Annotated in this window: 26 protein-coding genes and 1 tRNA gene; 8 read left to right on the top strand and 19 right to left on the bottom strand. The window is 68.1% G+C overall.

What is annotated here, in order from left to right; translation table 11 throughout:
• Positions 1-19: 19 nt before the first annotated feature.
• The 10 genes from ACIBK1_RS37475 to ACIBK1_RS37430 all read right to left on the bottom strand — a co-directional run bounded on the left by ACIBK1_RS37475 (position 20) and on the right by ACIBK1_RS37430 (position 5,495).
• On the bottom strand, positions 20-454 hold the full coding sequence (locus ACIBK1_RS37475; RefSeq protein WP_396740418.1) for a type II toxin-antitoxin system VapC family toxin: 435 nt from the start codon (positions 452-454) through the stop codon (positions 20-22).
• The gene (locus ACIBK1_RS37470; RefSeq protein WP_030510410.1) at positions 444-671 is read right to left on the bottom strand and encodes an AbrB/MazE/SpoVT family DNA-binding domain-containing protein; all 228 of its coding nucleotides are present in this window, start codon (positions 669-671) and stop codon (positions 444-446) included. The genes ACIBK1_RS37475 and ACIBK1_RS37470 overlap by 11 nt, the downstream gene beginning before the upstream one ends.
• 113 nt (positions 672-784) lie before the next feature.
• Positions 785-1,084 carry a DUF1416 domain-containing protein gene (locus ACIBK1_RS37465; protein WP_030510411.1) on the bottom strand — a complete coding sequence of 100 codons (300 nt, stop codon included), beginning with the start codon at positions 1,082-1,084 and terminating at the stop codon, positions 785-787.
• Entirely contained in the window at positions 1,084-1,923 is an 840-nt protein-coding gene (locus ACIBK1_RS37460) for a sulfurtransferase (protein ID WP_357313020.1), read from the bottom strand. Before ACIBK1_RS37460 ends, ACIBK1_RS37465 begins: the two co-directional genes overlap by 1 nt.
• A complete protein-coding gene (locus ACIBK1_RS37455) occupies positions 1,920-2,330 on the bottom strand; it encodes a DUF4395 domain-containing protein (RefSeq protein WP_076438341.1) in 411 nt (136 codons plus the stop codon). Before ACIBK1_RS37455 ends, ACIBK1_RS37460 begins: the two co-directional genes overlap by 4 nt.
• A 173-nt stretch (positions 2,331-2,503) precedes the next feature.
• On the bottom strand, positions 2,504-2,869 hold the full coding sequence (locus ACIBK1_RS37450; protein ID WP_231514065.1) for a TlpA family protein disulfide reductase: 366 nt from the start codon (positions 2,867-2,869) through the stop codon (positions 2,504-2,506).
• A gap of 138 nt (positions 2,870-3,007) precedes the next feature.
• Positions 3,008-3,955, bottom strand: coding sequence for an anti-sigma factor family protein (locus tag ACIBK1_RS37445; RefSeq protein ID WP_396740416.1), 948 nt, complete (start codon positions 3,953-3,955; stop codon positions 3,008-3,010).
• The gene (locus ACIBK1_RS37440; protein WP_030510416.1) at positions 3,952-4,464 is read right to left on the bottom strand and encodes a sigma-70 family RNA polymerase sigma factor; all 513 of its coding nucleotides are present in this window, start codon (positions 4,462-4,464) and stop codon (positions 3,952-3,954) included. The genes ACIBK1_RS37445 and ACIBK1_RS37440 overlap by 4 nt, the downstream gene beginning before the upstream one ends.
• 61 nt (positions 4,465-4,525) lie before the next feature.
• On the bottom strand, positions 4,526-5,206 hold the full coding sequence (locus tag ACIBK1_RS37435; protein ID WP_030510417.1) for an LmeA family phospholipid-binding protein: 681 nt from the start codon (positions 5,204-5,206) through the stop codon (positions 4,526-4,528).
• Positions 5,207-5,246: 40 nt separating this feature from the next.
• Positions 5,247-5,495, bottom strand: a complete 249-nt coding sequence (locus ACIBK1_RS37430) for a MoaD/ThiS family protein (RefSeq protein ID WP_030510418.1) — start codon at positions 5,493-5,495, stop codon at positions 5,247-5,249.
• Positions 5,496-5,742: 247 nt separating this feature from the next.
• On the opposite strand from ACIBK1_RS37430, the gene ACIBK1_RS37425 reads away from it, so the two are divergent.
• A complete protein-coding gene (locus tag ACIBK1_RS37425; protein WP_030510419.1) occupies positions 5,743-6,450 on the top strand; it encodes a winged helix-turn-helix transcriptional regulator in 708 nt (235 codons plus the stop codon).
• Positions 6,451-6,504: 54 nt separating this feature from the next.
• On the opposite strand, the gene ACIBK1_RS37420 is transcribed toward ACIBK1_RS37425, so the two are convergent.
• Positions 6,505-8,289, bottom strand: a complete 1,785-nt coding sequence (locus tag ACIBK1_RS37420) for a bifunctional metallophosphatase/5'-nucleotidase (protein WP_363524340.1) — start codon at positions 8,287-8,289, stop codon at positions 6,505-6,507.
• A 130-nt stretch (positions 8,290-8,419) separates the two neighbouring features.
• Between ACIBK1_RS37420 and mshD the strand changes: the two genes are divergently transcribed.
• Positions 8,420-9,310, top strand: coding sequence for a mycothiol synthase (mshD, locus tag ACIBK1_RS37415; RefSeq protein ID WP_357313010.1), 891 nt, complete (start codon positions 8,420-8,422; stop codon positions 9,308-9,310).
• Between the two features lie 58 nt (positions 9,311-9,368).
• Here mshD and ACIBK1_RS37410 read toward each other — a convergent pair whose 3' ends face one another.
• The 3 genes from ACIBK1_RS37410 to dcd form a co-directional block, all read right to left on the bottom strand.
• Positions 9,369-10,367, bottom strand: coding sequence for an inorganic phosphate transporter (locus ACIBK1_RS37410; protein ID WP_030510422.1), 999 nt, complete (start codon positions 10,365-10,367; stop codon positions 9,369-9,371).
• A complete protein-coding gene (locus tag ACIBK1_RS37405) occupies positions 10,368-10,985 on the bottom strand; it encodes a DUF47 domain-containing protein (protein ID WP_030510423.1) in 618 nt (205 codons plus the stop codon). It lies immediately after the preceding gene.
• 156 nt (positions 10,986-11,141) lie between these two features.
• Positions 11,142-11,717 carry a dCTP deaminase gene (gene dcd / locus ACIBK1_RS37400; protein WP_030510424.1) on the bottom strand — a complete coding sequence of 192 codons (576 nt, stop codon included), beginning with the start codon at positions 11,715-11,717 and terminating at the stop codon, positions 11,142-11,144.
• A 118-nt stretch (positions 11,718-11,835) separates the two neighbouring features.
• Here dcd and ACIBK1_RS37395 point away from each other — a divergent pair.
• Positions 11,836-11,909, top strand: a tRNA-Gly gene (locus tag ACIBK1_RS37395).
• A 223-nt stretch (positions 11,910-12,132) separates the two neighbouring features.
• Here ACIBK1_RS37395 and ACIBK1_RS37390 read toward each other — a convergent pair.
• From ACIBK1_RS37390 to ACIBK1_RS37370, 5 genes are all read right to left on the bottom strand, one after another.
• Complete coding sequence (locus ACIBK1_RS37390; protein WP_396740413.1) at positions 12,133-12,807, bottom strand: HAD family hydrolase; 675 nt, start codon at positions 12,805-12,807, stop codon at positions 12,133-12,135.
• A gap of 693 nt (positions 12,808-13,500) precedes the next feature.
• Entirely contained in the window at positions 13,501-13,965 is a 465-nt protein-coding gene (locus ACIBK1_RS37385; protein WP_396740412.1) for a hypothetical protein, read from the bottom strand.
• A 482-nt stretch (positions 13,966-14,447) separates the two neighbouring features.
• A complete protein-coding gene (locus ACIBK1_RS37380) occupies positions 14,448-15,068 on the bottom strand; it encodes an SMI1/KNR4 family protein (RefSeq protein ID WP_396740410.1) in 621 nt (206 codons plus the stop codon).
• A 373-nt stretch (positions 15,069-15,441) separates the two neighbouring features.
• A complete protein-coding gene (locus tag ACIBK1_RS37375; RefSeq protein ID WP_396740408.1) occupies positions 15,442-15,663 on the bottom strand; it encodes a hypothetical protein in 222 nt (73 codons plus the stop codon).
• A 227-nt stretch (positions 15,664-15,890) separates the two neighbouring features.
• A complete protein-coding gene (locus ACIBK1_RS37370) occupies positions 15,891-16,067 on the bottom strand; it encodes a hypothetical protein (protein WP_396740406.1) in 177 nt (58 codons plus the stop codon).
• Between the two features lie 465 nt (positions 16,068-16,532).
• Between ACIBK1_RS37370 and ACIBK1_RS37365 the strand changes: the two genes are divergently transcribed.
• The 5 genes from ACIBK1_RS37365 (at position 16,533) to ACIBK1_RS37345 (ending at position 20,156) form a co-directional block, all read left to right on the top strand.
• The gene (locus ACIBK1_RS37365) at positions 16,533-17,033 is read left to right on the top strand and encodes a hypothetical protein (protein WP_396740404.1); all 501 of its coding nucleotides are present in this window, start codon (positions 16,533-16,535) and stop codon (positions 17,031-17,033) included.
• 57 nt (positions 17,034-17,090) lie between these two features.
• Entirely contained in the window at positions 17,091-18,689 is a 1,599-nt protein-coding gene (locus tag ACIBK1_RS37360; protein WP_156081090.1) for a carboxylesterase/lipase family protein, read from the top strand.
• Between the two features lie 21 nt (positions 18,690-18,710).
• Entirely contained in the window at positions 18,711-19,289 is a 579-nt protein-coding gene (locus ACIBK1_RS37355) for a hypothetical protein (RefSeq protein ID WP_231514058.1), read from the top strand.
• A gap of 136 nt (positions 19,290-19,425) precedes the next feature.
• Positions 19,426-19,842, top strand: coding sequence for a hypothetical protein (locus tag ACIBK1_RS37350; protein ID WP_396740402.1), 417 nt, complete (start codon positions 19,426-19,428; stop codon positions 19,840-19,842).
• 74 nt (positions 19,843-19,916) lie between these two features.
• A complete protein-coding gene (locus ACIBK1_RS37345; RefSeq protein WP_030510428.1) occupies positions 19,917-20,156 on the top strand; it encodes a hypothetical protein in 240 nt (79 codons plus the stop codon).
• The last annotated feature ends 208 nt before the right edge of the window (positions 20,157-20,364 follow it).

The following is a 20,364-nucleotide window of genomic DNA, read 5'->3' as shown; positions in this document are numbered from 1 at the left end:
TATCGGCTCTCGCTCCTCCCTACGGAGCGATGAGCTCGACTGTGGGGAAGTAGATCCGGTATCGGGTGGTGTCGCGGGTGAGTAGCCGGTATTTCCGCACCGCCGCGTGCGCGCCGATGAAGAAGTCGGGCAGCGGCGACCTCTTCTCACCCCCGCGCTTGCGATAGGCGAGAAATGCCTTGCCTGCGAGGAAAGCCGCCTCGAAGGGCACGTCCTCACGCTCGTAGTCCTCGGGCGGCAACGCCTCGTCGAGGCTCTCGATGCTCGCGAAGCCGACCGACACCTCGGAGTACACCACCGGATTGAGGATCAGCCGTCCTTCGTCCAGCGTCCGAGCCAAGGCGTCGGCGGACCAGGCCCCCCATTTGGGGTCGTCGGTGGCGACGTCGAGCAGAACACAGGAATCCACGAGGGTGGCCTGCTCGCGGACGACACGCAGAGTGCTACTCGTCACGCAGCAGTCCCATGATCTCGTCAGTGGTCATGGACGTCGTCGCACTGCCACGAAGTCGCTGCGCGGCCCGCCGGCCCCGCGTGCTGCTGCTCTCCCGGCGCACGATCCGCAGGGTGTTGCCCACTTCGATCACGTCGACCTCGTCGCCGGGGTGCAGGCCGTACTTCTCGCGGATCTCGGCGGGAATGGTCACCTGTCCCTTGCTGTTCAGTCGCATCGCGCTCGTCCCCATTACGTATTACAAGTAGCACGTAATACTAGCCGCCCACAGGAAAACGCAGAAGGCCGGTGCGTTCGCGGGAACGCACCGGCCTTCTGTGAAGCGGTGGATCAGACGGCGACCGAGAGCTGGGCGACCTCGCCGAGCTTGGCCTCGACGGGGACGTCCTTGGTGACGCCACCGCCGGCGATGATGCGGACGGTCCACTGGCCCGGCGCGGCGAAGAAGCGGAAGATGCCCTCGTCGGAGACGACGACCTCACCGGTGAACTCGCCGCTGTGGTCCAGCAGACGGGCGTATGCCGTGCCGGCGCCGGAGACGACGCCCTGGATGACGGCCTGGTTGGACAGGTCGATGCCGGCCGGCAGCGCGACGGTCTGCTCAGGAGCAGCGCAACCCTGCGTGGTCATCAGCGGGCCTCCCCCAGCTCGATCGGCACGCCCACGAGCGAGCCGTACTCGGTCCACGAACCGTCGTAGTTCTTGACGTTGGGCTGGTCGAGCAGCTCGTGCAGCACGAACCAGGTGTGCGCGGAGCGCTCGCCGATGCGGCAGTAGGCGATGGTGTCCTTGGAGAGATCCACGCCGGCGCCCGAGTAGAGCTCGCGGAGCTCGTCGTCGGAGCGGAAGGTGCCGTCGTCGTTGGCCGCCTTCGACCACGGGATGTTGCGGGCGGTGGGCACGTGGCCGCCGCGCTGCGCCTGCTCCTGCGGCAGGTGGGCCGGGGCGAGCAGCTTGCCGGTGAACTCGTCGGGCGAGCGGACGTCGACCAGGTTCTGCTTGCCGATCGCGGCGACGACGTCGTCGCGGAAGGCGCGGATGTCGTTGTCGGGCTCCTGGGCCGCGTACTGCGTGGCCGGGCGCTCGACGACGTCCGTGACCAGCTCGCGGGACTCCAGCTCCCACTTCTTGCGGCCACCGTCGAGCAGCTTGACGTTCGCGTGGCCGTAGACCTTGAAGTACCAGTAGGCGTAGGCGGCGAACCAGTTGTTGTTGCCGCCGTACAGGACGACGGTGTCGTCGTTGGCGATGCCGCGCGACGACAGCAGCGCCTCGAAGCCGGCCTTGTCGACGAAGTCGCGGCGGACCGGGTCCTGCAGGTCGGTCCTCCAGTCGATCTTCACGGCACCGCGGATGTGACCCTTGTCGTAGGCGCTGGTGTCCTCGTCGACCTCGACGAGCACGACACCCGGTGTGTCGAGGTTGGCCTCGACCCAGTCGGCGTCCACCAGAACGGCGGAGCGGCTCATTGGATTCTCCCAGGTTGTAGACGGCGAATAAGCAGGTACATTTCGCAGCCCAGGCAGAAGCCGAACGCTGCGTTGAGGAAGGCGGCCAGCAGTGCCGCTGCTGTCGCACCCAAGGCCAGTGCGGTGATCCCCGTCACGAATCCGATCAGTCCCACCACCGCGAACCCCAGCCCGACGGCCTGCGCGAACCGCGGCGGCGCCGCGTCCTCCGTCTCGGCCGGCGGGCCCAGCCTCGGCCGCACGAACCGGCGGAAGACCAGCCCGTACGGCGACGCGTCAGCGGCGCCGAGCGCGAAGACGACCGCCTGCGCGGCGAGCAACCAGGGATTCTGAGTGACCAGTACGACCGCGAGGACCACACTGGTCACCGCCGCGCCGAAACGCGGGCCACGAGGGTCGATCTGCATCGTGGGGATGCTCCTGAAGGATTCTTTGGACGCGGCACGAAGCCGCAGGAATCACCCTCAGGCCATGCGACAGAGCGATGTCGCGACGCGGCAGAAGTCCACCGCGCGCCGCTTCGTGAGCAGCTCTGTCGTGGGAGTCATGACCACGACAGTACCTTCCGTCTCGGCATCTGTCACACCTTGTCCGATGGTTGAGACGGCCCGTGAGACGCGCCGTCCACGGCGGCGCCGAGCGCGGCGATGACATCGGCCTTGCGCGGCAGGCCGGACGCCCTCTTCACCACGTTGCCCGCCGCGTCGAGGACGAGCACGGTCGGGGTGCGCAACACGTCGAAACGCCTGACCAGATCGAGGCGCGACTCCGCGTCGATCTCCACGTGCCGGACGCCGGGGACCATGCCGGCCACCTCGTCCAGGACCCGCCTGGTCGCGCGGCAGGGCTGGCAGAACGCGGTCGAGAACTGCACCAGCGTGGCGCGCTCACCGAGGTCGGCGCCGAGATCACCACGCGTCACGAGGGCGTGTTCCACGACCCGCATCCTTCCGTCGCGCCGTCTCAGGAGCAGCCCGAAGACCACGCCCAGAACGAGCGTGGCCACGAGGGTCGCGATCCCTGCCATCACCGTCTGCAACCGTACGCCCGGTGCGGTCGATTCCCGCGCCGGATCACGGCCAGGTCACAGCCTGGCGGTCGCCAGGACGCGACCGGCGGAGTCGGCGAGCTCGATCCGGTCGATCTGGCCGGGGCGCAGCGCCGTCGAGCCTTCGAGGACCATCTTCTGACCGCGGAACTCGCCCCTGCCCACGGTCCAGCTGCCGAGGGTCGAGACCGCGCCGTCCTTGGCGACCGCGCGCAACGTCAAGACCGTGCCCGCCGGGACGCCGGCGACCCTGGCGACGACCTGTGTCCCGCCGTCGTGAGGCACGAGCCGTACGACGATCCGTACGTCGCCGCTGCTTCCGCGCGCCTCGGACGGCACGGGCGACGCGGTGACGGGCGTCTCGGCGGCCGGCGGCTGGACCTTCCTCGCCACCGCCCCCGCGGAGGACTGGGCCGAGGGCGTGGGCGGCTCTTTCGCCGCGAAGGGCTCCACAAGCGCCTGCGCCGACTGATCCTGCGCCGGCTGATCCTGCGCCTGATCCTGGGCAGCCCCGTCCGGGGCCGCGCGCCCTTTGGCCATCTCTCCCTGACTCGCGCGGCTCGCCTGGGCCGGGGCCGCCGCCGTGGACTCCGCCCCCCTCTGCGCCGCCGACACCCACGCCGTGCCTCCCACGGCCGCGACGACGACGGACGCGGCGAGCGCCAGCAACACGCGGGACCGGCGTCCGCGCCGCGCGGGCGCCGCAACCACGGCCACGGTCACGGGCACGGGCACAGGCGCGGGCTCGCTCGCCGCCGCACCCGCGAAGACGCCGTCGAGCACGGCGCGCGGCGGCGCGGCGGCGCGCTCGATGTCCTCGGCCGACACGCGGGCCAGCAGCGGCGGCAGCCCGGACAACTCGGCCAGCTCCGCCCGGCAGGCCGCGCAGGTGTCCAGGTGGGCCTCGACCTCGGCGGTCTCCTCGGCGTCGAGCGCCCCCAGCACGTACGAGCCGAGCGAGATCCGCACCTCCTCGCAGGTCATGGTGCAAGCCCCCGTTCCTCCAGGGCGAGCTTCAGCGCCCGGAGGGCGTAGTAGGTCCGCGACTTCACCGTTCCCGGCGGGATGCCGAGGATCTCCGACGCCTCCTTCACCGATCTCCCCCGGTAGTACGTCTCAAGAAGCACCTCGCGGTGCTCCGCCCTGAGCGAGGCCAGCGCCTCCGCCACCCCCCACGACTCGACGGCGCGTTCCAGCTCGTCGTCGGCGGGCAGCACGGCGAGCGCCTCGTCTCCCGTCTCCGGCGGCCTGGACTTGCGGGCCCGGTGCTGATCGACGACGAGATTGCGGGCGACGGTGAACAGCCACGCGCGGACAGGGCGTCCCTGGAGCCCGGAGGGATGCCGCCAGGCCCGAAGCAGCGTCTCCTGCACCACGTCCTCCGCCCTGCCCGGATCACCGGTCAACCGCAGTACGTAGCCGTACAGCGGCCCTCCGTGATCCTCCCAAAGTGCGCGTATGAGCTCCTCGTCGGCGGTTCCGGCTGGACTCACACCCTCATCACGTACGCCGGGACGCGACGGTTCGGCGGTGTGACCATCGTCACGCGGGACCTCATCGGAGGGGGACATCGGACGCGGTGCCCTGGACCGCGAGCCCTTCGCTCGTCGACTTCACGCGGGTGATCCTGAGGTTGAGCGGCAGGTTCTTCACCGGCACGGTGAACGAGATGAGCCGCTCGGGGTTCGGCACGGGGATGCCGCCGGCGATCTTCACGTTCGTGGGCGTGAGCCGTATCGCGCCCTGGACCACCTGGATCTTCATGTCGGCGGTGATCGGCACCTGGTTTCCGAGCACGGGCACGTTGCCGGAGACGCGGAGCTCGTCGTCGCCCGTGCCTTCGACCTTGATGCCGCGCGGCGCGCGGGCCGACAGCGTCTGCCTGGAGATGACCACGGTCCCGGTCACGCGGTCGGCTCTGATGTCGGTGGTCGCGGCGTTCTGGATCAGGTCGGAGAGCGGGGCGGTCACGCCGTACAAGGTGGCGTCGATGCGCTCGAGCTGGACGCCCTCCCGCTCCACCTTCCCGATGCCGATGCTGATCTCCTCGTATCGGCCCGAGATGGCCTGGGTGAGGAACGGCACGCCCTTGACCTGCACCGAGGGGGCCTCCGCGAGGTCGTACTTGGCCTCGATCTGGCGGGCGATCTCACGCTGCACCCCGACCACGGCGACCCGGTCGAGCACGACGAGCACGATGGCCAGCAGGGCCACGGCCACGACCAACTTGCGCATCCGACCCCTCCGAAGGCGCCTTTGCGATCAGAGTAGTGGCTCATCCCCCGGCGAAGGGGGGTAAAACCTCGACCACGCCGCCTTCCGGAAGGTCGATCGTCGCCGGATCGCGCGTGCCGACGGGCGCGCCGTCGACGAGGAAGGAGCACCGGCGCAGCACGCGCTCGACGGCCGGGTTCCGCGAGATCCCCGCGAGCAGGTCTCCCAGCGTCTCGGCGTCGAACGGCTCCTCGGGCACGCCGGCGGCCTCCTTGGCCGCCGCCCAGTAGCGGATGGTTCCCCTGGCCATGACGTGCCGCTCCCCTCACTTTCGCCTCACCCTGCGGAAGCTCTCCGTCACCGTCACGTTACGGCGGTAAACCACGTGACGTGTTGTTCACACGGGTGACGCACATTGGACGCAAACTTCGTGTGGGCTACCCTACGAATTAATGGACTCGGGCGATGTGGCCCCCGGGTCCTTACGTGTTTGTACGGCTGTCGCGGTTTCCAGTGCTGCAAACGGCGCCGAGCCGACATGGTGCGAGGAGGCTCATGTGAGCAATCTGCTCCTGCTGACCAACGCTCTGGAGCCGTCGGCGGAGGTGCTCCCGGCACTCGGACTGCTGCTGCACTCGGTGCGGGTCGCGCCCGCCGAGGCCTCCGCGCTGATCGACACACCCCCGGCGGACGCCATCCTGGTGGACGCGCGCCGCGAGCTCGTGCAGGCCAAGAGCCTGTGCCGGCTGATGCGCACGACCGGCGTCACCTGTCCGCTGATGGTGATCGTGACCGAGGGCGGCCTCGCGGCGATGACGGCGGAGTGGGGTGCGGACGATGTGATCCTCGACACCGCGGGGCCGGCGGAGGTCGAGGCCCGGCTGCGGATGGCGGTCGGGCGGCTGTCGCTGGCCGCCGCCGACGAGGTCCCCGACGAGATCCGCAGCGGCGACCTGTCGATCGACGAGGCGACCTACACGGCCCGGCTGCGCGGGCGCGCGCTGGACCTGACCTTCAAGGAGTTCGAGCTGCTGAAGTACCTCGCCCAGCACCCGGGCCGGGTCTTCACCCGCGCCCAGCTGCTGCAGGAGGTCTGGGGCTACGACTACTTCGGCGGCACCCGCACCGTGGACGTGCACGTACGGCGCCTGCGGGCCAAGCTCGGCGCCGAGTACGAGGCGCTCATCGGAACGGTCCGCAACGTCGGCTACCGCTTCGTCCCCGACCGCGGCGAACAGAACGAGGCAGAACCCGCCAGACGCTGACGGCCCGCCCCTGAAGGGGGACGGGCCGCCGCTGTTTTTGCGATTACCGCGCGATCACCGGATGAGGTTGATCCGGCCGGTGGCCGGCGGGGCGATCGGCGAGTGCGCGCCCATGTAGGCCACGAACGCGTCGATGTCCAGCGGGCCGCTCCACAGGTCCGTGCCCTGGGTGAAGACGGTGAAGCCGTCGCCGCCGCCGACGAGGAAGTTGTTGGCGGCCACCCTGATCTGCTGGGTGTCGGTCACCGCGGTGCCGTTGATCTTGATGTCGGAGACCCGCGAGCCCACCGGCTTCGTCGTGTCGAAGGTGTAGGTCAGCGACGAGGACGGCTGCAGGATCCGCTGGGTGATGCCGCCCGTCGCCGGGTCGACCGTCCAGATCTGCTGCTCCAGCAGCGCCTTGAGCTGGGCCCCGGTGAGCGTGACGACCTGCATGAGGTTGTTGAACGGCTGCACCTGGAAGGCCTCGCCGTACGTCACGACGCCGTCGCCCTCGGAGCCGCTCTGCGCGTAGCTCAGGTCGGTGCGGACGCCGCCCGGGTTCATCAGCGCGATCTCCGCGTTGCCGCCGTCCTTGGTCGCCTCGAGCTGCGCGTCGGCGATGAGGTCACCCAGCGGAGTCTCCCCCACGTTGCTGCCACGGCCGATGTTGGCCGTGATCGTGCCGATCTGCTTGTTGGCGACGGTCGAGACCCGCTCCTGCCAGGTCTTGATGTACGCCTCGGTGTCGGCGTCCGGGGTGACGGTGCGGGTCACCACGTTGTTCTTGGCGACGACGCTGGAGCGGATGACGTCCTTCGTCTTACGGTCGATCCGGAAGTCGATTTGGGTGATCGCGCGGCCGAACGACGAGCCCTGGGTGTAGACGCGGTCCTGACCGGCCGGGTCCTTCACCTTGCAGACGTACGCCTGGTGGCTGTGGCCGCTGATGACCAGGTCGATCTGCGGGTCGAGGCCGGTGGCGATCCGCGAGCCGTTGCCGGGGACGACCGGGCACGAGCTGGGGTCCTGGTTCGGGGTGATGTTGTCGCCCTCGTGGACCAGCACGACCTGCGCCTTGACCCCGCGCTTGGCGAGGTCCTTCGACACCTTGTTGGCCGCCGCGACCTCCTCCGTGAACTTCAGGCCCTTGATGCCGGCGGCGGTGACGATGTTCGGGGTGGTCTGGGTCACCAGGCCGATGAAGCCGATGTCCACCCCGTGGATCTTCTTGACGAAGTAGGGCGGCAGCGCGTAGTCGCCGTTGCTCTCCTTGAGCACGTTCGCCCCGAGGTAGTCGAACTTCGTGCCCTTCCACTCGCCGGCCGGGGAACAGCCGTCGACCGGGTGGCAGCCGCCGTTCATGATGCGGTTGAGCTCGTCGATGCCCTCGTCGAACTCGTGGTTGCCGGCCGAGGAGGTCGTGAGGCCGAGCTTGTCGAGCAGGGCGGCGGTCGGCTCGTCGTGGTAGGCGGCCGACAGCAGCGGCGAGGCGCCGATGAGGTCGCCCGCGGCCACCAGGAGGGTGTTGGGGTCGCGCAGCTGCTTGAGGTGGGCGGCCAGGTAGGACGCCCCGCCCGCGATCGAGTACTTCGCGCCGGCGATGCCGGTGAGCGAGCCGTCGGTGTCGGTGTTCGCGCCGTTCGGGTCGAGGATCCGGGAGCTGGACCCGGTCGGGGGCTCCAGGTTGCCGTGGAGGTCGTTGATGGTCAGCAACCGGATGGGAACGGAGGGACCGGGCTTGTCAGGCTTGGGAGGCTTGGGACCGGGAGATGCGGCTGCCGTGCCCATCGTGAGGGCCGCGGCGCCGACCATTGCGGCGCCGGCGATGGCCAGTCGCGTCAGGGATGCTCGGGTCATGACCTCCGACAGTAGAGCCGGGATCTAAGCGGGAAATGGCGCAAAGATAACGATTCAGGGGGTGAACCCATGGCGTCTATTGCCGAAGCCCGGTAGGGAGATCGCCGGGCCTTCACCTATCGTGCCAGACATGGACGTACGCGTGGAGATCACGGAACGGCTCGACGACGAGCAGGTGGCGGCGGTGCTCGCCCTGGTGGAGGCGGCCGCCGAGGCCGATGGTGTCGGTCCGCTGAACGAGCACGTGATGCTCCAGGTGCGCCACGGCGCCGAGCCGGGTGCGAGAGCCGTGCTGCTGTACGAGGACGGGAACGTCGCGGGCTTCGCCCACCTGGATCCCGCGGACCCGGTCGAGGGGCCGAGCGGCGAGCTCGTGGTGCATCCCGCCTTCCGCCGGCGCGGCCTGGGCCGGCGGCTGCTGGGCGAGGCGCTGGAGGCGAGCGGGGGGAGGCTGCGCCTGTGGGCGCACGGCGACCTGCCCGGCGCCGCCCGTCTCGCCGCGAGCGCGGGCCTGGCCCGGGTGCGTTCCCTGTGGCAGATGCGCCGCCCGCTGTCCGAGCCCCTGCCCGCCGCCGCCCTCCCCGAGGGCGTACGGCTGCGCACGTTCGAGCCGGGACGCGACGAGAAGGCGTGGCTGGCGCTCAACGCGCTGGCCTTCGCCACCCACCCCGAGCAGGGCTCCTGGACGCCGGCCGACCTCGAACTGCGGGAGCGGGAGCCGTGGTTCGACCCCGCCGGCTTCTTCCTCGCCGTACGGGGAGACACACTGGCGGGCTTCCACTGGACCAAGGTGCACGGCGGCGACGAGCCGATCGGGGAGGTCTACGTGGTGGGAGTCGCGCCCGGCGAGCGCGGCACGGGCCTCGGCCGCGCGCTGACGCTCGCGGGGCTCGAACACCTGCGCGCGCTCGGCCTCGCCCAGGTCATGCTCTACGTGGACGAGGAGAACACCGCGGCTGTCCGGCTGTACGAGGCGCTCGGGTTCACCCGATGGAAGACCGACGTGATGTACCGGCGCTGAACGCCGACGGGCCGGTCCCCTTCGGGGGCCGGCCCGTTTCGGATGGAGAACGTCTCCTCTATCCGAGGATGAGGTTGAGGAGGAAGTAGCCGAGCGCCGCGACGACGGCCGCGGCCGGGATCGTCAGGACCCACCCGGTCACGATGTTGCCGGCGATGCCCCACCGCACGGCCGACAGCCGCCGCGTGGCGCCCACACCCATGATCGCGGAGGTCATGGTGTGCGTGGTCGAGATCGGGGCGCCGAACCCGATGGCGGCGGTGTAGAGGACCGACGACGCGGCCGTCTCGGCCGCGAAACCGCTCGGCGGGTCCAGGTGGATGATCCGCCTGCCCATCGTCCGCATGATGCGCCAGCCGCCGGAGTAGGTGCCGAGCGAGATCGCCGTGGCCGAGGCCGTGATGACCCACTCGGGAATGCCGCCCTCCGGGGAGGCGTATCCGCCGACGACGAGCGCCAGGAAGATCACGCCCATCGTCTTCTGCGCGTCCTGCAGCCCATGGCCGAGCGCGATGGCGGCCGCCGACACCGGCTGGATGTATCGGAACCCCCGGCTGGTGCGGTGCGGGTTGGACTTGCGGAAGAGCCACAGCAGGATGATCATGATGATGCCGCCCAGGATGAACCCGATGACAGGCGACAGGATCATGGGGATGACGACCTTCTCCACCACTCCCGACCAGTGCACGGTCGCGCTGGCGGCCAGGGCGGAGCCGACCAGCCCGCCGATCAGTGCGTGACTACTCGACGACGGCAGGCCGAAATACCAGGTGATGAGGTTCCAGACGATCGCTCCGATGAGTGCGCCGCCCACGATGAGCAGTCCGCTGGTGCCGTTCGGAGCGTCGATGATCCCCTTGCCGACGGTCTGGGCCACCTCGGTGCCGAGATGGGCGCCGATGAAGTTCATCACCGCGGCGAGGAGGAGTGCGACCCGGGGTGTCAGCGCCCGGGTGGAGACGGAGGTGGCGATGGCGTTCGCCGCATCATGGAAACCGTTCGTGTAGTCGAACGCCAGCGCGATGACGATCACGCCGATGACAAGCGCGAGCTCCACTTAGCTTTCCTTGACCGCGATCGTCTCGATCGTGTTCGCCACGTGCTCGAAGGCGTCGGCGGCGAGCTCGAGCTGCTCGATGACCTCGCGCATCTTCATGACGGTGAGGGCGTCGTACTCGCCGCTGAACAGCTTCGCCAGCAGCCTGCGGTAGACCTGGTCGGCCTGGTTCTCGAGCCGGTTGATCTCGATCCAGTATTCGTTGAGGTGCTGCATCGAGCGCAGGCGCGGCATCGCGTCCGCCGTCAGCTCGGCGGCCCGTTCGAGGACCTCCACCTGGCGTACGACCTCCTTGGGCAGGTGGTCGATCTGGTAGAGGACGATCAGGTCGGCGGCGGCCTCCATGTAATCCATCACGTCGTCGAGATTCGACGCGAGGCGATAGATGTCCTCGCGGTCGAAGGGCGTGATGAAGCTCTCGTTGAGCCGGTTCATGATCGCGTGAGTGCGCTCGTCGCCCGCGTGTTCGCAGGCGCGCATCTTCTCGGCCAGACCCTCCCGGTCCGAACCGTCGCTGATGATCTCGACCAGCAGACGCGATGCGGTGACGAGGTTGTTCGCCGAGTCGGCGAACAAGTCGTAGTAGCTGTCCTCACGGGGCGTGAGACGCAGGCGCACGTCGTTTCTCCAGATGTGCGGGGACGGTCCGCAGAGAAGGGTACGGCTTACCAGTGGAAATGCGAAGTTCAGGCCACACAAGCCCGCTTGTAACCTACTCTTCCCCTTCCCGCTGCCCAGAACGTCTCCCGTAACACACTTGTTGCCTGAGCCGCTTCAGATCTTGGTGCGGTGGAAGTTCAGGAACGACCTGCTCGGGGTCGGGCCCCGCTGCCCCTGATAGCGCGAGCCGTACCGGTCCGAGCCGTACGGGAACTCCGCGGGCGAGCTGAGCCGGAACATGCAGAGCTGCCCGATCTTCATGCCCGGCCACAGTTTGATCGGCAGCGTGGCGACGTTGGACAGTTCGAGCGTGACGTGCCCCTCGAAGCCGGGGTCGATGAACCCGGCCGTCGAGTGCGTCAGCAGGCCCAGCCGGCCCAGGCTCGACTTGCCCTCCAGCCGTGAGGCGATGTCGTCGGGCAGGCTGATCACCTCGTACGTGCTGGCGAGCACGAACTCCCCCGGGTGCAGGATGAACGGCTCGTCGCCGTCCGGCTCCACCTGCCGGGTGAGATCGGGCTGCTCGATCGAGGGGTCGATGTGCGGGTAGCGATGGTTCTCGAACACTCGGAAGTAGCGGTCCAGCCGCACGTCGACGCTGGACGGCTGGATCATCGCCGGGTCGTACGGGTCGAGCTTCACCCTGCCCGACTCGATCTCGGCACGAAGGTCACGATCGGAAAGCAGCACGGGTGCAAGGCTAGTAGGCCATTTCAGCGCCGGGTGTCCGGGATCTTCGCGTCGGGACTGCAGGAGCACGCCCCGAATCCGCTACAGTAGGGGCAGCGACAGGCTCCAAGCCGGTCACGCGGGTGTAGTTCAATGGCAGAACATCAGCTTCCCAAGCTGACAGCGCGGGTTCGATTCCCGTCACCCGCTCCATCCACGAAGGCCCAGGTCAGAGGTAGTTTCTCGACTCGGGTCTTGATTTTCGTTAGGGCTTTTTCTCACTCGCGTGCCAGATCAGTCGATCTTGGCTCCGGCGAGGGCGGATCATTGTCGTCGTCCTTCGCACCGAGTCCTTGCTTGACGGTCTCGCCTATCGTCAGCGATCGCAAGATCCCTGCCCTTGGCAGCGCTGGACGACGGTTGAGTTCTCCCCTCATCAGGGATCGGGTGTCTCCACGGGGCAGGTTTGTGCGAGGAGCGTCGGGAGTTCGCGCATGTCATCGAAGATTCTGGTGTTCGGTCCTTCGAGCCATTCCGCGGGTGTGAGTCCACCGGCGTAGCCAAGAGCGCGCATCCCCGCTGCGCGGGCAGCCTGGACCCCGTATTTGCTGTCTTCGACGACGACGCAGGCCGAGGGGTGGACGCCCATTTGCTTGGCGGCGTGCAGGAACAGGTCGGGGGCCGGTTTGCCGTGGAGGACCTCGCTTGCGCTGAAGATGCGGCCTTCGAAGTACGGGTAGATCCCGGTGTGGCCCAAGGTGTGGCGCATCGTGTCATGGCTGCCGCCAGAGGCGACGCAGCTAGGAAGTGTGAGGGTGTCGAGGACTTCGAGTATGCCGTCGACCGGGGCGAGTTCGGCATCGATGGCCGTGCGGTGCAGTTGCTTGAATCTCTCCTGCCAGAGCGCGCCCAGGCTCGCCCCTACTCGGGCAATGATTTGTTCGCCGTTGGCGAGGGGCGACCGGCCGATGAACCTTTCGATTACCTCGGCTTCGGTCAGCGGCCAGCCCAACTCAGCGCCCACGGCTACGTGGATGCGCACGGCTATGCGTTCGCTGTCGACGAGCACACCGTCGCAGTCGAAAATCACGAGTTCAATCGGAGTGACCATCTGGAGAGCCTAATCCGATCGCGGTGGTTCCCGGCGCGCAGGATCCAGAGACTTACTGAGCATCGGCGCTGGTCCTCGGCGGACGCCGTCCCGATTCTCCCCCGGGCCCGAAGCCATCCGCTTCCTCGATTGGGTTAAGCACTGGCAGACCGGTGCCGGCTGGTGCGCCTGAGCAGATGCCTTGACGGCCTGCCGTGCCCCTTGCGTGCCCGTACGGTCGGCGAGCAGCGGGGCATCACGGGGACTCACGGTCACTCGACCCACATATGCCCAGGTCAGCGTTTTCCCAGCTCAAGTCGCATGATGTTGAAAGACTTCCAAGCTGATGGGTGCCTTGGCTGTACAGCCACGAGTACAGCCAAGGGGGCGAACGACGGCAGACCCCGGCGGACGTACGCAGACACCACATCTCCAGGCCAGCGCTCCGGACTTTGATCGAGGCCTCTTCTTTTATTCCGCGTTGCTGGATCGATTGCTGCCCTGGCAGACAGGGTGGTGACGGCCTCCGCTGCTATCCAGCATCCTCGGCGTCGTGCCCGATCGCCTACGACTTGGCGTACCAAACAAGCCGTACCCACGCGGAGAGGTCAAAGGCCACCTCCTAGGTGTACTGCCCAGGGAAGTGGCCTTTTGCGTGCCGTACAGCAGCGAAATACAGCGATGGCTCAGATGGCCGACCAGGGCGAGAGCCCATCAGTTCCAGAACTGGATCTTGTACAGTTCCACCCGGGCGATCGCGTAGGGGAAGCCGGCCTCCTGTTCGGTCTGCAGGATCTTGGTGGCCACCCGTGCAGACCAGGTCGTGTCACTCCGCCCCAGGTCGAACTCCACATCGTGTGCGTAGCTGGACGCCCATGCTCCAGCGCCGACCAGCCCCGACTTCGACAGGAGCCGCCCGGTCCACAGCTCTTCCCAGGCGTCCACCGGTGGAGGCCCGTCCCACAACTCGAACCGGACATGCACCGGGTCCATGGGGTTGGTGTATTCCGCCTGGATGATGAGCCCGTCGTCGCCCGCGGCGACCCGGTCATCTCCTGGTGGTTCGATCTCCCCGTTGACCGCCGATCCCGCCAAACGGCCGTTGAGGACCTCGGCCACGCTGAAGACTCCGTCTTCGGGGCTCACTCCGTCTGTGACCGCGCGGAGGGGGCTACTCATGGTTTCCATCTTTCTTCGATCTCCGTCCGCGGATTTCCAACGCGGTGATCACGAGGAGCAGGAGAAGGAGAGCCAACTGTAGTTGATCTAAACCGCATGCGCTGATCGTAGTGATCGGCTGCATCGCGGACAGATTCTCGTTCGTGATCCACTTGACCTCCATGCTGAAGGCCACTCCGGTTAGGGGAGGCGCCGCGCGGAAAGAGCCAGGCCGCGGGCTGATCGTCGTGCAATTAGCGTGCGATTAAGCAGGGTGACGAGGGGACAACCACGGTCACTATGACCGACCCGACGCCCAGGTCAGCGCCCATACCGGCCGCGATCCATGCAATTCCCAAACTGACAGCGCGGGTTCGATTCCCGTCACCCGCTCCACACACGAAGGCCCAGGTCGGGACGCGAAACCCGAGATCGCCTCAGCCCAGATCGTGGTAGAAGCGCTCCTCCTCGGCTAGGCCCGTACTCACTACGAAGCCAACTCGTCAGTCATCGGACATGTGACGGCGCTTCCAAGCGCCGACCTCCCTACCCTTCACCCACACGGGCGGCGAGCACAGGCACGGTCCCTCCTCTTCCCCGATGGTGCTCACGGCGATCTCTGCCTCATCTTGCACCGAGACCTCGAAGTAACCGTCATAGAACGGCTCAGCGAAATCGCGGCCGATCGACTCCGCGAGCCACGACGCGAAGGTGATGTCCTGAGGGAAGAGCGCATGATCCAAGCAGCACAGATTGGGATCCCATCCCCACATCGCGCCCTCGGGATCGCGGCAATCCAGCAGTGACGCGATTGCACACCCCCAGTCCAGCAACTGGATCATCCCCGTGAATCGTCCGCCGGGCTCGGCCCGAAACGCCAGAGCAGATTCAGTGATGTCCTCGAAGATGTCGCTCTTCCAGAAGTCGTAGCCCCGTACACCGATGATGCCACCGTGAGGACCGAAACCTCCGTTTCCCACCTCCAGATACAACCGCCGCAGCAGCGATGGAAGCGGGTAACCGATGGCCTCTTCAGCCTCAGCGACCGCCTCGGACGAGGCCACCCGTCGCACATCAGGCCCAGGGTCTGACCGTATCGCTTCGAAGACCTCGTCCTCTGTCATGATCGGCACTCCGCGTGCGGGGACCGCTGGAGGAAGAGCCAGAAGTTGTCCACGTCCATAAGGCAGCATGCTGCCAGTTTCGACCGACAAATCCGCAACACAGAAGCATCGTTCGCGTGCCAGATGCGTGCCAGAACGGACGGCGATCAGTGGTGAACCGCGGGGACTCACGGTCACTCGGCCAACTCTGACCTGCACCCCTGTTTTCCCAGCTCAGCACGGCAAGATCAGCAGCCTATTCCCAAGCTGACAGCGCGGGTTCGATTCCCGTCACCCGCTCCACCCACGAAGGCCCAGGCCAGGACAGCAATCCAGACCCAGGCCTTGATCATTTCTGGCCACCTTTTCGATCTTCCGTGCAATTAACGTGCAATTAGCCCACGGGGACCAGGACGACCGCCGACCCGCCCTCGTCCTCGTCACCGGCCCCGCTGATGTGCCGGTCGATGGCATCCGTGATCGTCTTGTCGGCACCCCGTACGGCGTGCTGGTAGATCATCGCGGCTCGGACGTTGTCGTGACCCATCCGGGCCATCAGGTCCTTGAGCCCCGCGCCGGACTCTGCCGCGAGCATGTTGCCTGTGACGCAGATCATGAAAGTGGAGACCGAGGAGACCCATCTCCTTGACCACATCCACCCAGCGCGTACGGGTGTTGTAGCCGCTGCGGCGTAGAGGGCCGCCTTTGGCACCGGGAAAGAGCAGCGCGCCCGGCTCGTCCTGGACGTAGGTCGCCAGGTGCTCGCGCAGGGCCGGAACGATGCCCTGAGGGATGCCGACCACCCGTCGCCCGGCCTTGGACTTGGGCGGCCCGATGACCAGTTCACCCGTGGAACTTTCTCTCCAGGTTCGATCTCCACGCTACGGGGGGCTCAGACCCCTCTCGGGCGAAGAGCGAGCCGGAGTTCAACGCCTCCAGGTGCATCAACGCGAGGCCGCAGACGTCGCCGAGGGCCGTGACCCCGGAGATGATGTGGACCACTTCGATGATCCGGCGCACGCGTGGTAGGCAGCATGCGGCCATCGTTTCCACAGCCCTGGGCGCGCACATCGTCCCATGGGCGGCGGCCCGTCTACGCCCGGTGCGGTACCGGCGCGATTGGGAGCCCATTTCAGCGGGATGCGGGATCGCCTGCCGGGCGTCCCCGTTCCGCTACAACGAAGCGCGCTCACCTCTCCCCATCGCAAACTCGCGAAGGCGGTGAAATCGGTACGGCTCAGAGCGAAGGAGGTGCTCGGTGCATGAGTGTGGCGGGAGGCTGGCCGTATGAAGATTCTCGTACTGGGCGGTTCGTCGTTCCCCGGGCATGCCTACGTCTCCGAAGCGCTGCGGCCATGAGATGACGACCTTCAACCGGGGGCTCAGCGGGCCCGACCAGCCAGGTGCAGAAGCGCCGTACGGGGCGACCGCACCTCCCCTGCCGACCTGGAACGGCTGGCCGGGGGCCGGAGCTGAGATGCGGTGGTGGACACCTCCGGGGAGCAGCCGAGCGACGTACTGCTCTCCGCCGGGCTCCCACGCGAGCGCGCCGGCCACTACACGTTCGTCTCCTCCATCCACGCGTTCTCGGACTGGGGTGAGCGCCCCGTGAACGAGGACTCCCTCACGTGCCCCTGTCCTGCCGACACCCCGCCCGGCCAGCCCGCAGGCAACCACTTGAAGGCCGGGTGCGAACGCGCGGTGCTGGAGCGTTTCGGCGCGGACCGCTCGCTGATCCTCAACTGCGGCCTGCTCGTCGGCCCGTACGAGAACGTGGGCCGCCTGCTGTGGTGGCTGGACCGGATGGCGCGGGGCGGCAAGGTGCTGGCCCCCGGCGACCCGGACCGCGCCTTCCAGATGGTCGACGCGCGCGACTTCGCCGCCGGCCGCACCCCCTGCGCGCATGCAGGTGATCAGGAAGGCCGTGCGGAAGATCGTGCGCGCTCTCGGAGCCGTCCCCTGTTTCGCATACGACAGGAGACGTAGTCGCGGGACCGCCGACGAGACGACGCGGAACAACCCGGAAGCCGAAAGTCTGGCCGCATGCGTAGAAAGCCGCTGTTGCTTGTCCTCGCCGCCGTCCTGATGGTTCCGCTGGGCGGAGGCGTGGCCCATGCACGGGTGGCAGGCGATCAGGATCCGGCCCTCGTGCGAACCGCCCAGGGCGCCGTGCACGGTCTCCGCGGCTCCGACCACCGGACGTTCTCTGGGATCCCGTACGCGGCGCCGCCGACCGGCGATCGGCGGTGGCGGGCACCGGGCCCCGCGCCGACGTGGGCAGGCGTGCGTGACGCCACCAAACCTGGCAGTCCCTGCCCCCAGCTTGACGGAGGCGGCCCCGATCGGCCACCGCAGCCGCTCGGCGATGAGGACTGCCTGTTCCTCAACGTCACCACGCCTGCCTCCCGGCCGGACGAGCGGCTTCCCGTCATGGTCTGGATCCACGGCGGCGGGTTCGTGGCGGGCGCGGGCAGCGAGTACGACCTGAGCCGGATGGCCACCCAGGGGAAGGTCGTCACGGTGACACTCAACTACCGGCTGGGAGCCCTGGGCTACCTGGACCATCCGGCCATGAGCGACCCGTACGAGGGCAACTACGCGCTCGCCGACCAGCAGGCGGCACTGCGCTGGGTGCGGCGCAACATCGCGGCCTTCGGCGGCGATCCCGCCAACGTGACGATCTTCGGCCAATCGGCGGGCGGTTTCAGCGTGTGCGCCCATCTGGCAGCGCCTGGATCGCGCGGCCTGTTCCAGAAGGCGATCGTGGAGAGCGGCCCCTGCGGCAACGCCTTCGTCACCCGGGCGGCGGCGCGGGCGCGGGCCACGAAGATCGCCGCCGACCTCGGGTGCGCCACCCGGACTGCGACGTGCCTGCGGGCCAAGCCCGTGGCCGAACTGCTCCCCATCGGCTCCGATCAGGTCTTCACCGCGACCGCCCGCATCGGTGACATGCCCTGGATCTTCACGGCGGGCACGCCTGCGCTGCCGACGCAGCCGCTGGAGGCGTTGCGCCGCGGCCTGGCCGCGCCGGTCCCCCTCCTTCAGGGGGCTACCCATGACGAGATGCGGCCTTTCGTGGCGGTGCAGTTCGACGCGCAGGGCCGACCCGTGACGGCACAGCAGTATCCGGAGATTCTCGCCGACCTATTCAGGGACGACGCCGACGCCGTGCTCGATCGTTATCCGGTCGCCGGCTTCCCCACACCGAGCCTCGCACTGGCCACCGTGCTGACCGACTGGGGCGCGAAACTGGGCGCCTGCTCGCAGCTTCCGGCGGACGACGCGGCGGCCTGGCGTGCCCCCGTCTATGCCTTCGAGTTCGCCGAGAACTCGGGGCAGGAGATCGTCGGCCTCCCGCTCGGAGCCGGGCACGCGGCCGAGCTGCCGTACCTCATGGAGGGCCCTAACCCGCCTCTGGCGCTCTCTCCCGCACAGGAGAGGCTGTCACGCGACATGATCGCTTACTGGACGCGTTTCGCCGCGACTGGCGATCCCAACCTGCCGGGGCTACCCCACTGGGCGGCCTACCACTCCGGCGGTACGGTCCTCTCGCTCGCGTCCGGTCCGCAAGGTGTGCATCCGGTGAACTTCATGAGCAGTCACCAGTGCGCCTTCTGGCGCCACCCGCAGCACGCGTCGTGACCGACCAGGAAGGGACCTCCAGTGAACAGCACCGCCGACCCCCGGTTCCCAGAGCAGGCGGGAGAACGGCCGGCAGGCAGGCGTGAGCCCCACGGCCGGCCCAGGATGCGGTTGTCACCGCCTTGGCGCAAGGCCCTGCGGATCGTGCATGTGGTCGCCTCGCTGGGACTGCTGGGTGCCGACGCCGCCGTACTCGCTCTGGCCGTCGCGGGGTGGCAGGGGTCGAACCCGCTGACCGTCTATCCGGCCGGATACATGCTCGGCGAGTTCCTCGTCCTGCCCCTGGCGCTGCTCGCCCTCTCCACCGGCGTCGCCTTGGGGTTGCTCACCCCGTGGGGGCTGCTGCGCTACTGGTGGGTGCTCATCTCGCTGGTCTTCACCGCGGGCGGCACGCTGCTGGCCGTGTTCGTTCTCGTGCCCACGCTCTCCACGGCCGCCGGTGTGGCACTGGCCGGAGGAGTTCCCTCAGACACCTACGGGCTGGTCGAGGACTCCGGGGGAGCTTCCGGGGTGCTGCTCGTGACCATCCTGCTCAGCTACTACAAGCCCCTCGGCCGGACGATGCCATCGTCCTGGCGCCGCGGCGGGCCGGAGCGGTGAGAACCTACCGTGATTGCTTGTTCACAAGTCGACCGACAGACCTCAGGCACAGGGACCGCTGACGAGGGGTCGGCCCCGATTACTCACAACCGGCCCCACCCAGGTCAGCGGCCCTATATGGCCGGATCCGCGCCAGATGAGTGCCAGAACGGGCGGGGAACCAGGGTGCATCGGGACCTTGTGCAACCTCACCGGTACGCCGTACGGCGACATCGCGTCCTTCGCAACGACCACGGCCCCCGAAGGGCTGCTCGTCTACATCGAGGCGTCCGCCGATGACGCGGCGACCATCTGCAGGAACCTGCACCGGATGCGGATGGCCGGATTCTTCACCAACGCGAACGCCGTGCTCGTCGGCCGCACCCGGGCCCCGGGCATCGACTCGCTCACCCAGCATGAGGCGGTGCTCGACGCACTCGGCGGCCTCGCCGTACCGATCATCGCTGATGTCGAGTGTGGCCATGTCCCGCCGTACGCGCCTCTGGTAAACGGGGCCCGCGGCCACGTGCTGTACACCGAACACCATAATGAACTCACGCAGACACTCACGTAGATCCTGCGCGCGGCCCCCGCGTCTCCAAGACGGCCAGGATCGGGGGCGCTGACGGTCAACAGTTCAGTCTCTGTATGCCGATCTACGTCATCCACATGCCGCTGCTCGCCCTGCTGCACGGGTTCCTCGTTGGTCCGATGGCCGGGCTGGGTGGCGACGGACAGGCGCTTACGGTGGCGGAGTATCCGATTCTGCTGACCGCCGTGGTGATCGGCCTGAGCCTGGCGATCCACCGTGGGCTGCTCGCAGTGCGCGCGACGTGGCTGTTCGAAGTTCCCCGACGGTGGCGACCGGCCGCACCGCGGCGGACCTGAGCGCTTCACCCGTGGAGCGCTCGACGAAGGCCGCCCGCACACGCACGATCCCGGCGTCCAGATCAAGGCGGCGACTTGGGTCGCCCAGCGCACGTCCACCATGCCGCCCCCGACGCACTCGCCGCACACAACGCCGCACCGCCACCTACGCCGGTGCGCGCCGCGCGGAAAAGAGCCAGGTCACGGGCGACGAACGAAGCTCACTGCC

This window comes from Microbispora rosea (genome assembly GCF_044460045.1).
GTDB lineage: Bacteria > Actinomycetota > Actinomycetes > Streptosporangiales > Streptosporangiaceae > Microbispora > Microbispora rosea.
This window is presented reverse-complemented; position numbering and strand designations above follow the sequence as displayed.

What these genes read in the sequence shown, in the direction of transcription:
- ACIBK1_RS37445 (WP_396740416.1), bottom strand. Translation starts at nt 3,955, where the DNA reads ATGACCTGCGAGGAGGTGCGGATCTCGCTCGGCTCGTACGTGCTGGGG.
- ACIBK1_RS37390 (WP_396740413.1), bottom strand. Translation starts at nt 12,807, where the DNA reads ATGGTCACTCCGATTGAACTCGTGATTTTCGACTGCGACGGTGTGCTC.
- ACIBK1_RS37430 (WP_030510418.1), bottom strand. Translation starts at nt 5,495, where the DNA reads ATGGCCAGGGGAACCATCCGCTACTGGGCGGCGGCCAAGGAGGCCGCC.
- ACIBK1_RS37420 (WP_363524340.1), bottom strand. Translation starts at nt 8,289, where the DNA reads ATGACCCGAGCATCCCTGACGCGACTGGCCATCGCCGGCGCCGCAATG.
- ACIBK1_RS37455 (WP_076438341.1), bottom strand. Translation starts at nt 2,330, where the DNA reads ATGCAGATCGACCCTCGTGGCCCGCGTTTCGGCGCGGCGGTGACCAGT.
- ACIBK1_RS37470 (WP_030510410.1), bottom strand. Translation starts at nt 671, where the DNA reads ATGCGACTGAACAGCAAGGGACAGGTGACCATTCCCGCCGAGATCCGC.
- ACIBK1_RS37465 (WP_030510411.1), bottom strand. Translation starts at nt 1,084, where the DNA reads ATGACCACGCAGGGTTGCGCTGCTCCTGAGCAGACCGTCGCGCTGCCG.
- ACIBK1_RS37350 (WP_396740402.1), top strand. Translation starts at nt 19,426, where the DNA reads ATGAGTGCCAGAACGGGCGGGGAACCAGGGTGCATCGGGACCTTGTGC.
- ACIBK1_RS37450 (WP_231514065.1), bottom strand. Translation starts at nt 2,869, where the DNA reads ATGCGGGTCGTGGAACACGCCCTCGTGACGCGTGGTGATCTCGGCGCC.
- ACIBK1_RS37380 (WP_396740410.1), bottom strand. Translation starts at nt 15,068, where the DNA reads ATGACAGAGGACGAGGTCTTCGAAGCGATACGGTCAGACCCTGGGCCT.
- ACIBK1_RS37375 (WP_396740408.1), bottom strand. Translation starts at nt 15,663, where the DNA reads ATGATCTGCGTCACAGGCAACATGCTCGCGGCAGAGTCCGGCGCGGGG.
- ACIBK1_RS37345 (WP_030510428.1), top strand. Translation starts at nt 19,917, where the DNA reads ATGCCGATCTACGTCATCCACATGCCGCTGCTCGCCCTGCTGCACGGG.
- ACIBK1_RS37385 (WP_396740412.1), bottom strand. Translation starts at nt 13,965, where the DNA reads ATGAGTAGCCCCCTCCGCGCGGTCACAGACGGAGTGAGCCCCGAAGAC.
- mshD (WP_357313010.1), top strand. Translation starts at nt 8,420, where the DNA reads ATGGACGTACGCGTGGAGATCACGGAACGGCTCGACGACGAGCAGGTG.
- ACIBK1_RS37435 (WP_030510417.1), bottom strand. Translation starts at nt 5,206, where the DNA reads ATGCGCAAGTTGGTCGTGGCCGTGGCCCTGCTGGCCATCGTGCTCGTC.
- ACIBK1_RS37460 (WP_357313020.1), bottom strand. Translation starts at nt 1,923, where the DNA reads ATGAGCCGCTCCGCCGTTCTGGTGGACGCCGACTGGGTCGAGGCCAAC.
- ACIBK1_RS37360 (WP_156081090.1), top strand. Translation starts at nt 17,091, where the DNA reads ATGCGTAGAAAGCCGCTGTTGCTTGTCCTCGCCGCCGTCCTGATGGTT.